The organism is Rhizobium sp. SRDI943 (assembly GCF_057653695.1).
The window spans coordinates 637,086-651,984 of the sequence record NZ_JBYGKN010000002.1 but is presented as its reverse complement, the minus strand read 5'-3'; the positions used below and the strand labels follow the sequence as shown (position 1 = coordinate 651,984).

Here is a 14,899-nt window from a genome sequence, read left to right as displayed (position 1 = left end):
AACCATGCCGAAATCCACTCTGTTAGCGGGTCTTGCCGCTTTTCTGATGGCGCTTGCCCCGGCCGCTCATGCCGGCAACTCCGGTGACAGCAAGGCGATGCTTGCAGCACAAGCAGGGCTTGCCGCCGAACTCATCGATCGCACCCTGGCAAAGGAGGGTGCTGCCAATATCATGGTGTCGCCGGCAAGCCTTGCCGCGGCACTCGGTCTTGCAAGCCTCGGCGCTTCCGACGAGGGCAAAGCCTCGATCGCCAAGGGCCTCGGCTTCGGTGGCGAGGTCAAGGGACCGGAGACGGCGCTTGACGCAATGACCCCCGAGAAGCCGGCGGCTGCGGATGCGCCATTGACTGCGGCGGTCGCGATCGTCTTCGACGACAAGCTGGTGCTCGTCCCCGATGCGCTTTCCATGCTCGCCGGCCACCGGATCAAGCCCTCGATCGAGGATCTCGACGGACCGAAATCGGTCGAGCACATCAACGGCTGGGTAAGCCAGGCAACGCGGGGCGCCATTCCTGTCATCCTGGACTCTCCACCCGGCGGCGGCTTCGTCAGTCTTGGCGCGCTCTCCTTCAAGGCGCGCTGGAAGACGTCTTTCGAGAAGGAAAGCCCGGCAAGCCCCTTTCAGAGGCCGGATGGATCGACGATTTCGGTGCCGATGATGCATCTTGCCGGCGATGGTCAGAAATTCCGCGTCGACGAGAAATTCACTGCCGTCGATCTTGCCTATGCCGGCGAGAGCTACAGCATGGTCGTGGTGGCGGCGCGCTCCGGCAAGGGTGTGGGCGGCGCGGACCTGAAGACGCTCACTTCCTGGCTGCAGGGAGAAAAATTCGAAGCCGCCAAGGGCGAAATCTTCCTGCCCCGCTTTTCCCTGAACGACGGGCGTGATTTGATGCCGATACTCAATGCGATGGGCGTGACGCCCGAGAAGGCCAAGGATGCGGGTTTCCCGGGTTTCACCAAAGAAAACATCCGCTTGTCGCGCGTCCTTCAGAAGACGATGATCAAGGTTGACGAAAACGGCACGGAGGCGGCGGCAGCCACGGCTGTTATCACGGAACGCAGCATCGATCCGAAGCTTGTCCGCGTCGTGGCCGATGCCCGTTTTGCCTTCGCGCTTCGCGATACAAAGACCGGCCTGCTGCTCGCCGCAGGCCTTATCGGCGATCCATTGCTGGCAGGCGAATAGAGTTCGGTTTCATGAATGTAATGAATGCAGGGGGACACGTGCATGAGAAGTGATCTGATCGCCCGCTACACGATCGGCGAGCCGGTCTACGAGAACGAGTTCATCGTCTATCCGGCCCAGGACAAGCGGATGGACCATGCGGTCTTCATCGTCGCGCCCGATATGGCGCTGAAACTGGACAAGGCTCGTTTCGAGCGGGTCTGGACCTCCATCAACGAGGCCAAATCGCTGACGGCACGGCGCTTCGTCGAGATCGAGGACCTCATCCCGCCGTCGCCGGAAGACGACAATTTCTACATCGTCGAGAAGCGGCCGTCGAAAACGCTGCACCAATATCTCGATGAAACGGAAATGGTAGCTTACGAGCGCGCCGTTGAGATCGGCCGCCACATCCTCGAGGGGCTGGCAACGCTGCACGGCGCCGGCTACGCCCACAATGCGCTGACGGACCAGTGCATCTACGTCTCCGAGGATTATTCCGGCCTGTCGGTGCGGATCGGCAACCTGCATCTGATCTCGAAGATCGGCGAACACATCATCCCGCCCTATGTGCCGGAATTCGGGGCGCCGGAAATCTATGCAAGCGGCACCTTCTCCGCCTCGTCGGCACTCGATATCTACGCAATGGGCATGATCGCCTACAAGCTCTTCCTGCCGCGGCAGACCTATGCCAGCGTCTTCGACAGCGTCATGGTCTGGGAAGACGAGCATCAGCGCGAGCAGAGCTGGAAGAACATCCATCTCGACCCTTCCAATATCTTTCCCCGCCTCGACGTGCTGATCCCAGGCTTTCCCGAGGGTCTTGCAAGTCTGGTGGAAAGGATGCTGAGCCGCGATCCAAGCGCGCGACCGCGCACGGGCGCCGATGCGTTGGGCGAATTCGCCCGGGTGACGACAGGCATCCAGCCGATGTCATGGGATCCGCGCGGCGGCATGCAACAGCAGCAGGACGCCCCGAAGCCGAAAAAATGGACGCCTCTCAAGATCTCCATGATCGCCGCACTGCTCTTGATCTGCATCGGCGTCGGCGCCTTCACCATCCCGAAGCTGCTCGCCCCGGATCCGAAACTCGTCGCCGATGTCGGCACCTGGAAGAAGGAGGCAGAAAGCCGCAAGCAGAAGGCGATCGCCGCCAAGGCGCCGGAGCGTCCTTCCGGCGATCAGGCAAAGCTCGCCTATGATACCGGCGCCGCGGCGCTGACATCGGCCGATGCCCTGCTCAAGGATGAAGATTACGAAAAGGCGCTTCCGGGCTTCCAGACGGCAGCCATCAATCTCGGCAATGCGCTGATCGGCATCTCGAAGGAGAACGCCGAGAAGGCGAAAGCTGCCGCTTCGGCCGCCGGCGGCGACAAGGCGCCAGGTTTTGCCGAGGCTGACGCCAAGATGAAGACTGCCGCCGATGCCGCCACCGCAAAGCAGATGCATGCCGCCGTCGATGCCTATGACGCGTCGAAAACGACGTTTGACGAGCTCGCCAAGGCGCTAAGCGCGCTGACGGCAGCCGAAAAGGACGCGGCGGGCAAACGCGAAACCGTCAATCGCATCGGCGCCGGCGATAGTCCCGATGTCGCCAAGGCGACCGGGCTGATGACCGATGCCAAGGCCAAGGCAGAGCAATGGCAGATGCCGGCCGCGACATCTGGCTATGGCGACGCTGCCAAGCTTTTCGATGCCGTCATTGCCGATGTCATGGCGGCAAAGGACGAGGCGACGGCGCTGAAGCAGAAAGTGACCGATCTCAGCGCCTCGATCGCGACCCGTGCAGGTGCTGCCGATCAGGCGCTTGCCGCACTCGCTCCGAAGATCGGCGAGGCCGACGGCCGCTACACCGCCGAGGCCTATAAGCTCGCGGTCGTCGCCTATCAGCCGATCCTTGCCGATCTCGAGGCGCTGTCGGCGCGCGGCTTCTGCCCGGTTTCGCAGACGCTTGCCTTCGAGACCGTCCCGGCCGGAAGTTATTCGCTGGAGAATGTCCGGCTGATGACCTCGTCGATGAAGGAAATCGGCGGCATGCTCGGCGTTGCCAACGACGCCGTGAAGATCGACAAGTCCTTCTGCATGCAGACGAAGGCCGTCACCCGTGCCGAGATGGCGGAATATTACACCGCCAATTCCGATCCCGCCGCCGCACAGGCCTATGGCGACAATCCGCAGCAGCCGGCCGACGACGTGCCGCTTGCCGTGGCGCAGAACTATACGGCCTGGCTGTCGAAGCAGCTGAACGCCCCCGTCCACCTGCCGTCGGCGACGGAGTGGATGGCAAGTGCGGCGAAGATCACCCAGGAAAAGCTGCCCGATAACGGTGATATCATCCTGCAGTGGAGCGCCACCCCCTGCGAAGCCGGCGGCAATGTCGCCTTCATGGCGCAGGAAGGTTCGACCTTCGTCGTCTGCTCCGATGCGTCGGCCGGCGGCATTTTCCGCGTTACCGCCGAATTGCGGTGAGCGGGTCGAAACGTTGAGACTGATAAGGGGAGCGGTGTGCCGCTGACACGGGGCAGGGTAATCTGTTGCAAACCCAGAATGCGTCCATCAAGGCGACACTTGTCGACGCAGCGCGGGGCGGATCAACATAAGGTCGTAGGCGCCCTTTCTTCATCATTCGACAGCTCGCGCTCAAGGGGTGCCACTCGCAAGTTTTCAATTCCACATTTCAGAATACGCGCGTATATTGAAATTGGGACTGCAATATCCGTGCCTTGAGGGGTCGAGGACAATGTGCTGGAACACATCATCAGCATTCACGCCGGTAGGGTTTGCTTTGCGAGGCCCGGCATCTCGCAAGATCGTATGGACGCTGGGCGACGCGGCGCGTCTCCTGATCAACGACTGGCCTTGCGATGACGGCGAGGAATATGTGGCTGCAGTCAAAGCCTGCGTCGACGCATTGAGCGGCAAGATTGCCCCGGAACAATTCCGGGAAGCGCTTCTGCGTGCGGCCGATGAGGCCGGTATCGCTGCCCTATCGCTCGTGCGGCAGGGAGTGGGAGAGCGACGACCGGACCTTCCCTCATGCGCGCAAAGATAGTCCGAGCTTCGAGGGCCAACCGCCTTTCGCCGTCACGTTTGCGCCAGTTGCAAACATCGTGGCGTCTCCGACGATTTGATCGACCCTCGTTGCTTTATTGCCCGCCTCGAAATTTCTTGGCAGGGGTGTCTGGCGGTGGTAATAATTCCTACCATAAGTGTATGGAGGTGAGTTATGGCCAATGTTGAGAAGATCAGCGTCTCAGTGACGCCGCAACATGCCGACTTGCTGCGTGACGCTGTTGGAAGCGGTGCCTACGCCAGCGCCAGCGAGGTCATCCGCGAAGCGATGCGCGACTGGTCCGCCAAATGGCAGCAACGCAGCGGCGATATCGAAAAGCTGCGCGAAATGTGGGCCGAGGGCAAGGCGAGCGGAACTGCCTCGCCAGTCGATTTCGATGAGATGCTTGCGGAAGCGCGGCAGGAACTGAAGGCTGCCCGCGGACATGGCGGTTAAGCTTCTCTGGACGCCGAGGGCGAGAGTCGACGTCAAGCAAGTCTTCGTCGACATAGGCAAAGAGCAGCCCCAGGCGGCCGAGCGGTATTTCCAGCAGTTCCGCTACAAGGCCGGCTTGCTTATCGATCATCCGCGTCTTGGCGAGCGCCACCCCGAGATCTTCCGCACCGCGCGGATGCTAGTCGAAGCGCCGTATGTGATCCTGTACGAGACGCACCCCGACACGGACGTGGGCGAGGTTGATGCGGTCGAGATCATCCGCGTGGTGGATGGCCGGCGCGATCTGGCGGCGCTTTTCTAGGAATTGAGGTGGACGAGGATAGAGGCTGTCGCACACCCTCAAAGGCGGCTTAAAATCCGTTCACACGCACGCACAGGTCCACACACACCGGGAATCTCTATGCAATAACTAAATAAATTCAATATGATATCGCATGATGCAACTGACTTTGAGATAAAGGTCATCGCCAGTATTCCGGCAAGTCCTTGACATCGCTACCCGGCTCGCGCGGCATCGATGATGAACAAGCCACATTTGTATGTCAGCGAGCAGCCGCAAGACTGGCGGTCAACGGCGCGCCGGAGGCTTCACCGCGGCCCGCCGCTGCAGCGCGAAGCGCGCTGCCGAGCAGTTGACATCGGGAACGAGATCGTAGGTCTGTTGGTAGAGGGTCAGCGCCAGCGTTTTGTTGCCGCGGTTTTCCGAGGCAAGGGCTGCGAGTGCCGTGCGCTTGTAGGCCTCGACGATCGGCTCGGCGGCCTTCGCCAGCGCGGCGTCATCAGACGGTTCGGCGGCAAGCGAAAGGGCGGCATAGGTTGCGTCGCCATCCCTGCCGACACGGCCGCCGACTGCCCCGTTGAAGCTCGCCTCCGAAACCTGGCGCATGCGCCGGGCATTCTTGATGCATGTCGGAATGCGGCCGGCTTCCGCATTGATGCGTTCTGCCGTTGGGCCACCCTCCGCGCTGCCGCTGTCGGAGAGGATTACGTAACCGATGATGCCGACGATGGCGAGATAGGCGACACCCATGCCGGCGAGGAAGGCCGGCTGCTTGAGGAGCGACTTTTTCGGCTTGTCGTCACCTGCCTTGGAAGCCTCCTTCTTCGGCGCCTCCTTGGCGGCGGCCTTGACGACGAACTGGAATTCGACGTCCTTGCCGAGGCGGAAGCTGTCGCCGGCTTTCAGCGAGGCCGTCTGCAGCAGGGCTTCGCCGCGCAGCATGATCGGGTTCAGCCCCATGCGGCGAATGATGAAGCCGCCGTCGCTCTGCCGCTCGATGCGCGCATGGATCGGCGCAAGGAACGGATCGTCGACGACGATATCGGCATTAGCAGCCCTGCCGATCGACATTTCCGGCCGGTCGAGCACATGGCTGCGGCTCTGGCCACCGGGACCGGTCTGCAGAAGGCTTGGTTTGTTTCCGCGAAAGAAGGAAAAAAAGGCCATGATCAGAACATCCCACTCGACATCATCTCGACAATTGCAGGCGCCAGTACCAGAAGCAGGATCGACACGACGATCATCATCGCCGGCATGACGATCTTGGCCTTCAGCTTTTCACTGGCCCTGTCGGCCTTTTCCCAGCGCCGGAAGCGTAGGTCGCGCGCATGTTCGCGCAACAGCTCGACGCGGTTGCTGCCCTCGACTTCGCCCTGAATGACGGCGCGGATGACGCGGATGACCTCCTCGGCGGTCATGCGGCGCTCCAGACGCTGCAACGCCTCGATCATGCCGGTGCCGAGCGCCACGTCCTTCAGCGTCTGTTCGATCTCCTCGCTCATGACAGTGCCGGGTGCGGCTTCGGCATAAAGCCTCAGGCTTTCCGGCAGCGTCGCCTGCGCCTGCTGCGTCATGACGACCAGATCGAGGAAATAGGGAAATTCGCGCGAAATGCGTTCCTTGCGGTCCTGCGCCTTGTCGTCGGCGACGACCCAGAAATAGATCGCGGGGATCAGGCCGAGGATCAGCCCCGCCACAAGCCCGCCGATCACGCTGCCGCTGGCAATACCGAACAGCAGGCCGAGCACGACGAAACCGAAAAGGCTTAAGACCACGAGAAGCGCGATATATTCCCGCCCCGTGACGCCGCCGAAGGGCCGGCCGCCATAGATCAGCTTCTGCTCCAGCTGCGCGCCGTAATCAGCCAGGAGGGTCTCGAAATGCGTCAGCACGAATTCGACCGGCGTGCGCATGCCGATGCTATCGACGATATTCGGCGGCGGACCATCGCCGCCTGCGGACCGGCGCACCACCTGAATGCTGCCGAGCATATCGCCGATCCACCAGACGAACAGCGCAGCGGTGATCCCGGCAAAGACGATGGCGATCGGGGCGAGGGGTATCTGAGACATCAGACCGACACCTTCATCATCGAGCGCATCCAGAAGAAACCGGTCGCGTAGAGAATGGCGCCGACGATCGCGATGACGATGCCGATGGCGTTGCCGAACACCTTGTCGATCAGTTCCGGCTGGCCGAAGAAGATCATCAGCATCATGAACAGCGCGCCGCCATTGACGACGCGAAAGTTCATGCGCGCCTGCGACGACGAGGTCGTGATCTTCTGATCGAGCTTCCAGATTTCCTTGAAGGATTTCGACATTTCGGTCAGCGGCTCGGAGATGTCGCCGCCCTGGCGGGCAAAGAGACCGAGGGCTGCATCGACCATCTTGAAGTGCAGGCTCGGCACGTTGCGGCCGTGGCGGTCGAGCGCCTCGACCAGGCCGATGCCGAGCTTCTGTTCGCGGGCGATGCGCTCGAACTCGCGCGAGGCCGGCATCTGGCCGGTATCGGCCACCGCATTGACGGCGATGGCGAGCGGCTTGCCGGTGCGCACCGCCGAGACGATCTGGTCGACGGCATAGGGAAGCTGCGATTCGATCTGCAGCCAGCGACGCTGCAGAAAATAACGGATCATGCCCTTGGGGAGGAAGATGGCGACCGGGATGGCGATGACGATGCCGAAGATCGGCCCGAAGATCAGCGAAATCACGATGAAGACGACGATCGCCGTGATGCCGTAGGCAAGGATCATCGTATAGGGTGGAACGGCATCGCGCCCGAAGACCTGCGCCGCCTCGCTGGCCAGCGCAATGTCGCGTTCGGTGGCGCGCAGCAGCGGCGCCGGCCATCGCACCGGCGCGCCCCAGACGAGCAGCCCCGCCGTCACAGCGCCGAGGGCGACCGTAAAAATCTGCAGAATGCTGATATTCATCGTTTCCCCCTCAGAGCAATTCCAGAAAAAGTGCGAAGCGGTTTTTCCGTCCGGAATTGCGTAAAAACAAAAGCTTAGAGCGGTTCTGCGTTTCCGCGAAACCTGAACCGCTCTAGACGAACATGTCCAGTTTTTCGATCTCGCCGTCGTCGTTGAACTCGACGAGCTCGGCGACGAAGCTTGGCAGGTAGCCGGTGAAGGCATGCACGGCCTGGCCGCCGGCGCGGCCGACGAGATTGAAGATCGGCTCGACGATGATGAGGCCGGTATCCGGATCGATACCGATCACCTCCGATATTTCGGTGACGGCGCGCCGACCATTTGCCAGGCGGTTCAGCTGCACGACAAGTTCGACCGCGGCAACGATCTGCTGGCGGATCGCCATGACAGGCAGCGAGCTCTGCCCCTGCAGCACCATCACCTCCAGGCGGGTCATCATGTCCTGCGGCGTATTGGCATGCGCCGTCGTCATCGAGCCGGCATGGCCGGTGTTCATCGCCTGCAGCATGTCGATCGCCTCGGCGCCGCGGCACTCGCCGACGATGATGCGGTCAGGACGCATGCGCAGCGCGTTGCGCACGAGGTCGCGGATGGTGACGCTGGTCTCCGACTCCGCCGTCTTCGGCCGCGATTGAAGATAGACGACATGAATGCCGTCGAGCTGCAGTTCCGACGTGTCTTCGACGGCAACGACGCGCTCGCCCACCGGAATGAACTGCGACAGGCTGTTCAAGAGCGTCGTCTTGCCGGAGCCGGTGCCGCCTGAGACAACGATGTTCTTGCGGGAGCGGACGGCCGCCTCGAGGAAGGCGCGCATCGGCTCGCTGAGCGCGCCGGCGGTCACCAGTTTGCTGATATCGAGCCGCGACTTGCCGCCGAACTTGCGGATGGTGAGGCAGGCGCCCTTGACCGCCAGCGGCGGAATGACGGCGTTGACGCGAGAGCCATCCGGCATGCGGAAGTCGGCCATCGCCTCGCTCTCGTTGATCGAGCGGTTGGAATCGACGGCGATGCGCTCGATCACCTTCATCAGCTGCCGCTCATTGGCGAAGGCGAAGGGATAGCGCTCCAGCAGGCCGAATTTTTCGACGTAGATCTCGTCGTAGCGCGTCACCATGATTTCCGAGATCACGTCGAGATCCATCAGCTCGGAGATCGTTCCCCAGCGATACATCAGCTCCTCGATGCTGGAGCGCAGGTGCATATGGGCGATCTCATAGCGGTCACCGGCGTTAAAAAGCGCTTGCCGAGACTGGAAAGCTGCGCTGAAACGGGTGTCGAGCTGGGCAAAGTCCGCGCGGGTGGATTCGAAGTTGAGCTTGAGCTGCAGCGCCGAAATCAGCGCCTTGCCGACGTCGAAGAGGCGGCGATTGTCCTGCTCCTCGCGCGACAGGCTTGCGGCATTCGACGATGCGTCGCGCCGCCCCGTTCGGGCAATGCGTTTGGCCAGCCACCGATAGACGGCGTTCTTGATGACAAGGATGACGAGATCCTGCTGTGCTGCATCGAGCGCCTCCTTGATGAACATGTCGAGGCGTTCGCGGATGCGGTTTCGCGTGTCCTCGCGGCCGAAATCGGCGGATTTCACCAGCCGGTCATATTGCGTGTCCTTCAGCAGACGTTCGTGGATTTCCATCTGCAGGGCGAGCACGCGTTCCTGATCGGGAAATTGCGTCACCACCTCGGCGGCCGCGGCCGGCTCGACGAGCTCGATCGTGACATTCGGCACCCAGATCGACATGCCGGCCGAGACTGCAACCGGGGTGCCGGCCCGAAGCGGCTGATCGTCGACCCGCGTCGGGTTGCGTCCGTGATGCTGCACCGACCATCCCTGGCCGGACTTCCGCAGCACGAATTGCGGCGAAGAGACGTGGCTGCCCCGCAACCGCACGACCCCCGCGCCGGCGGGCAGCGTCAGCGTGCTGCTCTCGCCGACGAAATAGGTTTCGTTCGCCGAGAGCGGGATGACCTCTCGACCGCTGCCGTCCTCATAGGAAATCTTCAACAGCATGGCTTATTCCCCCGCGACGGTCACATGCGCGTCCAGTTGATGCTCGGCAGGTCCTCGACGGTATTGTCGGCCGGATTGCGCAGCACGAGGTTTAGGCTGCCGTTCGACTGGCCCATGGCAAAAATCAGCATTTCGGCTTCCGACGGCGTCACTTCGACGGTCACATTGTTGTAGGTGCTGTTGGCCTTGGTGACCGCACCCTCCGCCGTCGTCGCCGCGCCGACGGCCAGAACCTTGACATTTTGCAGGAAGGTGCGGGTGACGACGCGGGTACGCGAGCTGATGCCGAGTTTATAATCCTGCGCCTGCTTGCGGTAGGCGTTGACGTCGTTCTCGTCGGCACCGGGATACTGGGTGAGATAGTTCTTCAGCATCTGTTCGACCGGCGACTGCGGCTGGGCTGGAGCCTGCGGCTGTCCGGCTGCGGGCGGCGCCTGGCCCGGCACGGCAGGCTGACCTGGCACGGCAGCGGGCTGGCCGGGAGCTCCCGGCTGGGTCGCGGCGGCCGGCGCCACGGGCTCGACCGGTTCGTCGACCGTGCCGAGGATGTCGACATAGCTGCCCGGCTCGACGAAATGGCCGACGGCCGCGGCCGCGTTGACGGGAAGGGTGAGCGCCCGCTTGCCGGGCGCGATCATCGTCGTCAGGCGTCCGCCGTCGGTATCGTCGAAATACTGGAAGAGCAACACGGAGCCGGCCGGAATATCGCTCGCAGCCGTCCTGTCCTTCAGCCATTCCTGATAGGCGCTGGCGGCGGGAACCGCGAGTTTGGCCAGCGCGCCGAAGCTTTCCGGCAGCATCACCGGTTCGGCGAGCATGTCGGGCGTGATCGCCTGTCCTCGCGTGACCTTCCTGTCGGGCTGGAGCCGCATGAAGGCATAGGCCACCTGCTCGTTCTTGACGCTCTCGGTCCAGAAGTAGAGCAGAACGCCGGTGATGAGCCCGACGATGACAGCCGCGATGAGCTTCCAGTTCATGGTGTTATTCCTTCGACGAAGGGTTGCCTGATTTGAATGACTTCGACGGTCCGGCCGTCGGTTTTGCTGCGAGTGTACAAGACATTGGCCTCGACGCTGCCGCGCCGGCCATAAAGTGCTGTGACCCCGCCGCGCTGTGCCGGCGGCGTCTCGATGGTAAAACCGTCACGGGCAAGCAGATCGGCGCGTTGATCGGACCAGCGCACGGCCGACAGCGTGCCTTTCGACACGACCGTGCGCGACGTGTGGCTTTGGTCGCGATCGCCGATATCGCTCAGCACCTCGACACCGGCCGGCGGACGCAGCGACATCGGCAGCTTGCTGACATCGGCGGGGGCCGCAAAGGCCGGCAGCGTCGAGGCAACATCCTCGAAGCGGCTCATCAGCACCTCGGTCCTCGGCGCATCGGCGGGACGGCGGATCATGATCGAGACGCCCGGGATCGGCGCTCTTGCCGAAGGATTTTTAGGATCCTGCCGGCGGAGATAGTCGAGGGCCGCCTCGCCGTCGCCGTCGAAGAACCGCACCACCACGGCGAGATCGTCGCGGATGCGGCTCGTCTTCGGGACGATCAGCATGTTGGCGGCAATGACCGCGGTCAGTTCTTCCTTGTTATCGCTCCTGGGCAAGGCCGGCCTTGTATTGGCGGCCAGCACCCGCAACCATTCATCGGTGATATCGGAAATGCTGCGATCGCTCTGGTAGGGCGTGAATTCAAGCGGCTGGCCGTTGATGACGAGATCGCGCGGCGCCCGCTCCGGCGCGCCGAGGATGCCGGCCAGCATCGAATTCAGCGTCACTTTGAAATCCTTGTAGATTTCGGCACGGACCGGTGTGGCCACGGCGGCGGCGAGCCCGATCACCAGCACCAAACCAGTGAGATGGCCGGCAAGGTGACCGGCGAGACGAAAGGAGATGCGCGCGCCCTGCATCATCTTATTTCGCTCCCGGGAAGACGCCGTCGAACAGATCGCCGGAATCGTCGGCCACATCGCGGATTTCCCGGCGCAGCGTCGGATCGTAGCCACGGCGCGTGGTATCGTTGTTGTGGGAGGCAAACAGCGTCGAATCGTCCACCGTGAACGCGTCCTTCCAGCGGAGGCTTCTGATCGTATCGAGATCGTCGGAATCCCTGAACTTGTAGACCCGGTCGGCCGTCGCGGTGACGAGCTGCGGCTTCTCATTGGCGAGGTCGCCGACCATGTCGCCGAAATCGCGGCCGTCGCTCTTCAAGGTATTTTGCACGTCGTCCCAGACAAAGGTGCGTTGCGGGTCGCCGTCGCCTTCATGCGATGGCGTGCGCGCGCAGCTCATGGCGTCGCCCCCGGGCAGTGCCGGCAAGGCCGGGATCGGGAAGACGTTCGAGAAATCCGACGTGCAGTCCAGCCCATTCGCCTCGGCGAAGGCGGCGTTGCGCATCGCAAGCATGGTTCCTACCTTCTTGGTGGAAATCTTGTTGGCGTGGATGACGAAAATCACGATCAGCAGGATAACCGGCGCGGCGAGCACGAATTCGATCGAGGCGAGACCGCGCCTGTCGCGGTGCAACCGCATCAGCAGCCCGCGGCCCGGAAGACCGCCCATAGGCTTAGTGTGTGTTGACGGCAGCCCAGGCATTGGCTCCTCCTCGGTCGAAGACGCGGGTCAGGCCGGTAAAACTGTCGGCCGCCGGGCTCTGCTTGATGGTGTTCGAAACCTCGCCGATATCGTCGGCGAGCGTGGCGGGCGCAAGCGATGCCAGCCAATCCTGTGTGTAGAGGTCGAAGGCCGTGTAATTGTGGACCCAGCTCTGTGCGAGCGCATAGGCCGAAGGTGTCTTGTCCTTGAAGATGCGGATCTGCAGCCTGGCGCGCGGGGCGCGCGAAACGATCGCCAGCGTCTGGTAGTCGTCGAGTTGCTCGCCGCCGAAAGGCGTGAAGTTGAAAGGTGTGCGTCCCTTCAGCCAGTAAGGCTTCGGGAAGGAGACGACGGGCAGTGCGCCTGCCATCGAAATCGCAGCACCCGCCGGGCTGCACACCCCATCCCAGATCGTGTCGAACTTGCGGGTGAAATCGTTCTCGTCCTTTGTCTGCTTGTCGGAATAGCGCGGTGGCTTGTCGATCGGCAGCTGAAAGGGGTTCACGATGCCGAATTCGATGCCGAAGAATTCCTCGGCGATAAAGAAGCTGCCATCGAGCAGCAGTTCCTGCCACCAGCTGAGATCGCCAAATTGCTCGATGATCGCCTTGAACGGGATCTTGCTCAAATAGGCCGGGCCGAAGGCTTCATAAAAGATGTAGAAGTCCACTAAAGCATCGTCGATGCCGCTCTCGTGATTGACCCAGTCGCGGATATGGCTGCCGTCGACGCCGCCTGCGGTCAACGGACCCTTGCCGTTGGGGAAGCCGCGATTGGCAAACTCGCCGCGCATGAGGAGCGGGTCCTGCCCCTGGGTGCCATAGGTCATGGCGAGGCACATTTCAGCATAGGCTGAGGCGGGGTTGATGCCGTCGCGATCGACCGGCAGGTTACCCCCGGCGCCCTCTCCGGCGTTGTTGCAGGACTCGCACGGCGGATGGAAGACGACATGATCCGACTTGTTCAGGCGCACCAGATGCAGGGCTTCGTTGCCGACCCGCTGAGGAAAGCTCTCGACGAGGTAGTCGTTGAGATCATTCATGGCGTCGATGATGTCGCTGGACTTCACGATGAGGCCCCAGGGATCATAATCGATCTGTGCTTTTACTGTATATGCAATCGCCTTGGTGGCTCCTATCGCCCGGACCCCCTGGAACGCCAGGCAAGCACCGTAGATGATGCCCCCGACGACCGGGACCTTCTGCCAGCCCGGGCAATGGGGCATCGGCGGCATCGGCGGCAGGAGCGACGCCGGGCCCAAGCCTTCAGTGAAAGAATATTGGGCGAGTTTCGCCAGAATGGCGGTCGAGCGCAGGGCCAGTTCCGCCGTCGTCAGCTGGAAGGCGACCGAGGTCGCCATGACCACGGTTGCCTGCGAGGAGGCGACGTTGTTCATCGCCATGATGTTGAGATAGCGGGCTTCCCAGTCGGCGTGGACGAGAGCAGCAGCGTCGGCCGTGTCTTGCGTGCGCTGCTTGTCGTAGATCATCTGTCCCGTATTCAGGATCCAGACGATCATCAGGGCGAGCGCGATCGTCATGTAGAGAATGATCGGTGACAGGAAACCGCGTTCGTCGCGGTGCAGGCGCTTGATCAGGGTCGGTGTCATAGCAGGTTCACCTCCGCCGTCGAGATCGTGTAGTAGCGGCCGTCTTTCCTCTGGCCGCGGGCAAAGACCCAGCCGGCATATTCGAGCAGCAGGAAGCGCGCTTCCACCTTGGCGGTGACCGGCACATGCGGCGAGCGGTTGATGGCGGCATAGAGCGCCATCGGCGCGCGGTCGACGGTCACGGTGACATTCTGCGGGTCGAACATATAGCGGGCCTGGTTGCGCATTGCGCGCCAGTTCTTCGAAAGGCCCGAGGCATCGGCCAGGCTTTTCAGCGCATCCTCCGGCGGCTGGCAGGCGCCGACGCATTTCAGCTGGTCATAGGGTGCGGCCGGGATCAGCGCCAGACGGGCGGCAAGATCGGCCTTGCCGGCGGCAGCGTCGTCATCGCAGGTCTTGACGTCGATTAGGCTTCGCAGCGTGATCGGCAGGGCCGGGCAGAAATAGACGCGGGCGCTGCGGGCCGCCGCATAAGCGGCATAATGGGTGAAAAGGTGGTTTTTCGCCAGGATGGTGAACTGGAAGACCACGAACATGAAGAAGACGAAGACCGGCGTCACGAGGACGAAATCCATCATCGTCGTGCTGCCGGAGATATCGCCGTGCAGCTCCGATATCCGGCGCCGGCGGGCGGAAAGCCGCGGCAGCAGCAGCATCGAGGCAAGCAGCAGCATGGCGATCGCAAAGGTACCGAGGAGCGCGCCGTGATCCTGAGGGACCCAGAAGGTCCGCGAGTGCAGGATCGAACTCCAGAAGGCACCGTCGAAGATGGGGCGTTCGAGTTCCGCGCGCAT

At 62.4% G+C, this 14,899-nt stretch carries 14 protein-coding genes; 5 read left to right on the top strand and 9 right to left on the bottom strand.

Features of this window, described 5'->3' with window-relative positions; all coding sequences use genetic code 11:
* Positions 1 to 4: 4 nt before the first annotated feature.
* The 5 genes from AC245Y_RS27175 to AC245Y_RS27155 all read left to right on the top strand — a co-directional run bounded on the left by AC245Y_RS27175 (position 5) and on the right by AC245Y_RS27155 (position 4,977).
* Complete coding sequence (locus AC245Y_RS27175) at positions 5 to 1,189, top strand: serpin family protein (RefSeq protein WP_017996882.1); 1,185 nt, start codon at positions 5 to 7, stop codon at positions 1,187 to 1,189.
* A gap of 42 nt (positions 1,190 to 1,231) precedes the next feature.
* A complete protein-coding gene (locus AC245Y_RS27170; RefSeq protein ID WP_017996883.1) occupies positions 1,232 to 3,637 on the top strand; it encodes a protein kinase domain-containing protein in 2,406 nt (801 codons plus the stop codon).
* 271 nt (positions 3,638 to 3,908) lie between these two features.
* On the top strand, positions 3,909 to 4,220 hold the full coding sequence (locus tag AC245Y_RS27165) for a DUF982 domain-containing protein (protein WP_017996884.1): 312 nt from the start codon (positions 3,909 to 3,911) through the stop codon (positions 4,218 to 4,220).
* 174 nt (positions 4,221 to 4,394) lie between these two features.
* Positions 4,395 to 4,676 carry a type II toxin-antitoxin system ParD family antitoxin gene (locus tag AC245Y_RS27160; RefSeq protein WP_017996885.1) on the top strand — a complete coding sequence of 94 codons (282 nt, stop codon included), beginning with the start codon at positions 4,395 to 4,397 and terminating at the stop codon, positions 4,674 to 4,676.
* Entirely contained in the window at positions 4,666 to 4,977 is a 312-nt protein-coding gene (locus tag AC245Y_RS27155; RefSeq protein WP_017996886.1) for a type II toxin-antitoxin system RelE/ParE family toxin, read from the top strand. Before AC245Y_RS27160 ends, AC245Y_RS27155 begins: the two co-directional genes overlap by 11 nt.
* A 267-nt stretch (positions 4,978 to 5,244) precedes the next feature.
* Here AC245Y_RS27155 and AC245Y_RS27150 read toward each other — a convergent pair whose 3' ends face one another.
* The 9 genes from AC245Y_RS27150 to AC245Y_RS27110 form a co-directional block, all read right to left on the bottom strand.
* Positions 5,245 to 6,123 carry an FHA domain-containing protein gene (locus AC245Y_RS27150; protein ID WP_017996887.1) on the bottom strand — a complete coding sequence of 293 codons (879 nt, stop codon included), beginning with the start codon at positions 6,121 to 6,123 and terminating at the stop codon, positions 5,245 to 5,247.
* Between the two features lie 2 nt (positions 6,124 to 6,125).
* On the bottom strand, positions 6,126 to 7,028 hold the full coding sequence (locus AC245Y_RS27145) for a type II secretion system F family protein (protein ID WP_012763624.1): 903 nt from the start codon (positions 7,026 to 7,028) through the stop codon (positions 6,126 to 6,128).
* The gene (locus AC245Y_RS27140; protein ID WP_012763625.1) at positions 7,028 to 7,891 is read right to left on the bottom strand and encodes a type II secretion system F family protein; all 864 of its coding nucleotides are present in this window, start codon (positions 7,889 to 7,891) and stop codon (positions 7,028 to 7,030) included. Before AC245Y_RS27140 ends, AC245Y_RS27145 begins: the two co-directional genes overlap by 1 nt.
* Before the next feature lie 112 nt (positions 7,892 to 8,003).
* Complete coding sequence (locus AC245Y_RS27135; RefSeq protein ID WP_012763626.1) at positions 8,004 to 9,902, bottom strand: TadA family conjugal transfer-associated ATPase; 1,899 nt, start codon at positions 9,900 to 9,902, stop codon at positions 8,004 to 8,006.
* Positions 9,903 to 9,922: 20 nt separating this feature from the next.
* Positions 9,923 to 10,879 (bottom strand): Flp pilus assembly protein CpaB, encoded by a 957-nt coding sequence (gene cpaB / locus AC245Y_RS27130; RefSeq protein ID WP_017996888.1) that lies wholly within the window; start codon positions 10,877 to 10,879, stop codon positions 9,923 to 9,925.
* Positions 10,876 to 11,814: a hypothetical protein gene (locus AC245Y_RS27125; RefSeq protein WP_017996889.1), complete on the bottom strand. Its 939-nt coding sequence runs from the start codon at positions 11,812 to 11,814 to the stop codon at positions 10,876 to 10,878. Before AC245Y_RS27125 ends, cpaB begins: the two co-directional genes overlap by 4 nt.
* Position 11,815: 1 nt before the next feature.
* The gene (locus AC245Y_RS27120) at positions 11,816 to 12,496 is read right to left on the bottom strand and encodes a TadE/TadG family type IV pilus assembly protein (protein ID WP_017996890.1); all 681 of its coding nucleotides are present in this window, start codon (positions 12,494 to 12,496) and stop codon (positions 11,816 to 11,818) included.
* Positions 12,468 to 14,105 (bottom strand): TadE/TadG family type IV pilus assembly protein, encoded by a 1,638-nt coding sequence (locus AC245Y_RS27115; protein WP_017996891.1) that lies wholly within the window; start codon positions 14,103 to 14,105, stop codon positions 12,468 to 12,470. Before AC245Y_RS27115 ends, AC245Y_RS27120 begins: the two co-directional genes overlap by 29 nt.
* Positions 14,102 to 14,899, bottom strand: a complete 798-nt coding sequence (locus AC245Y_RS27110; protein ID WP_017996892.1) for a TadE/TadG family type IV pilus assembly protein — start codon at positions 14,897 to 14,899, stop codon at positions 14,102 to 14,104. The genes AC245Y_RS27115 and AC245Y_RS27110 overlap by 4 nt, the downstream gene beginning before the upstream one ends.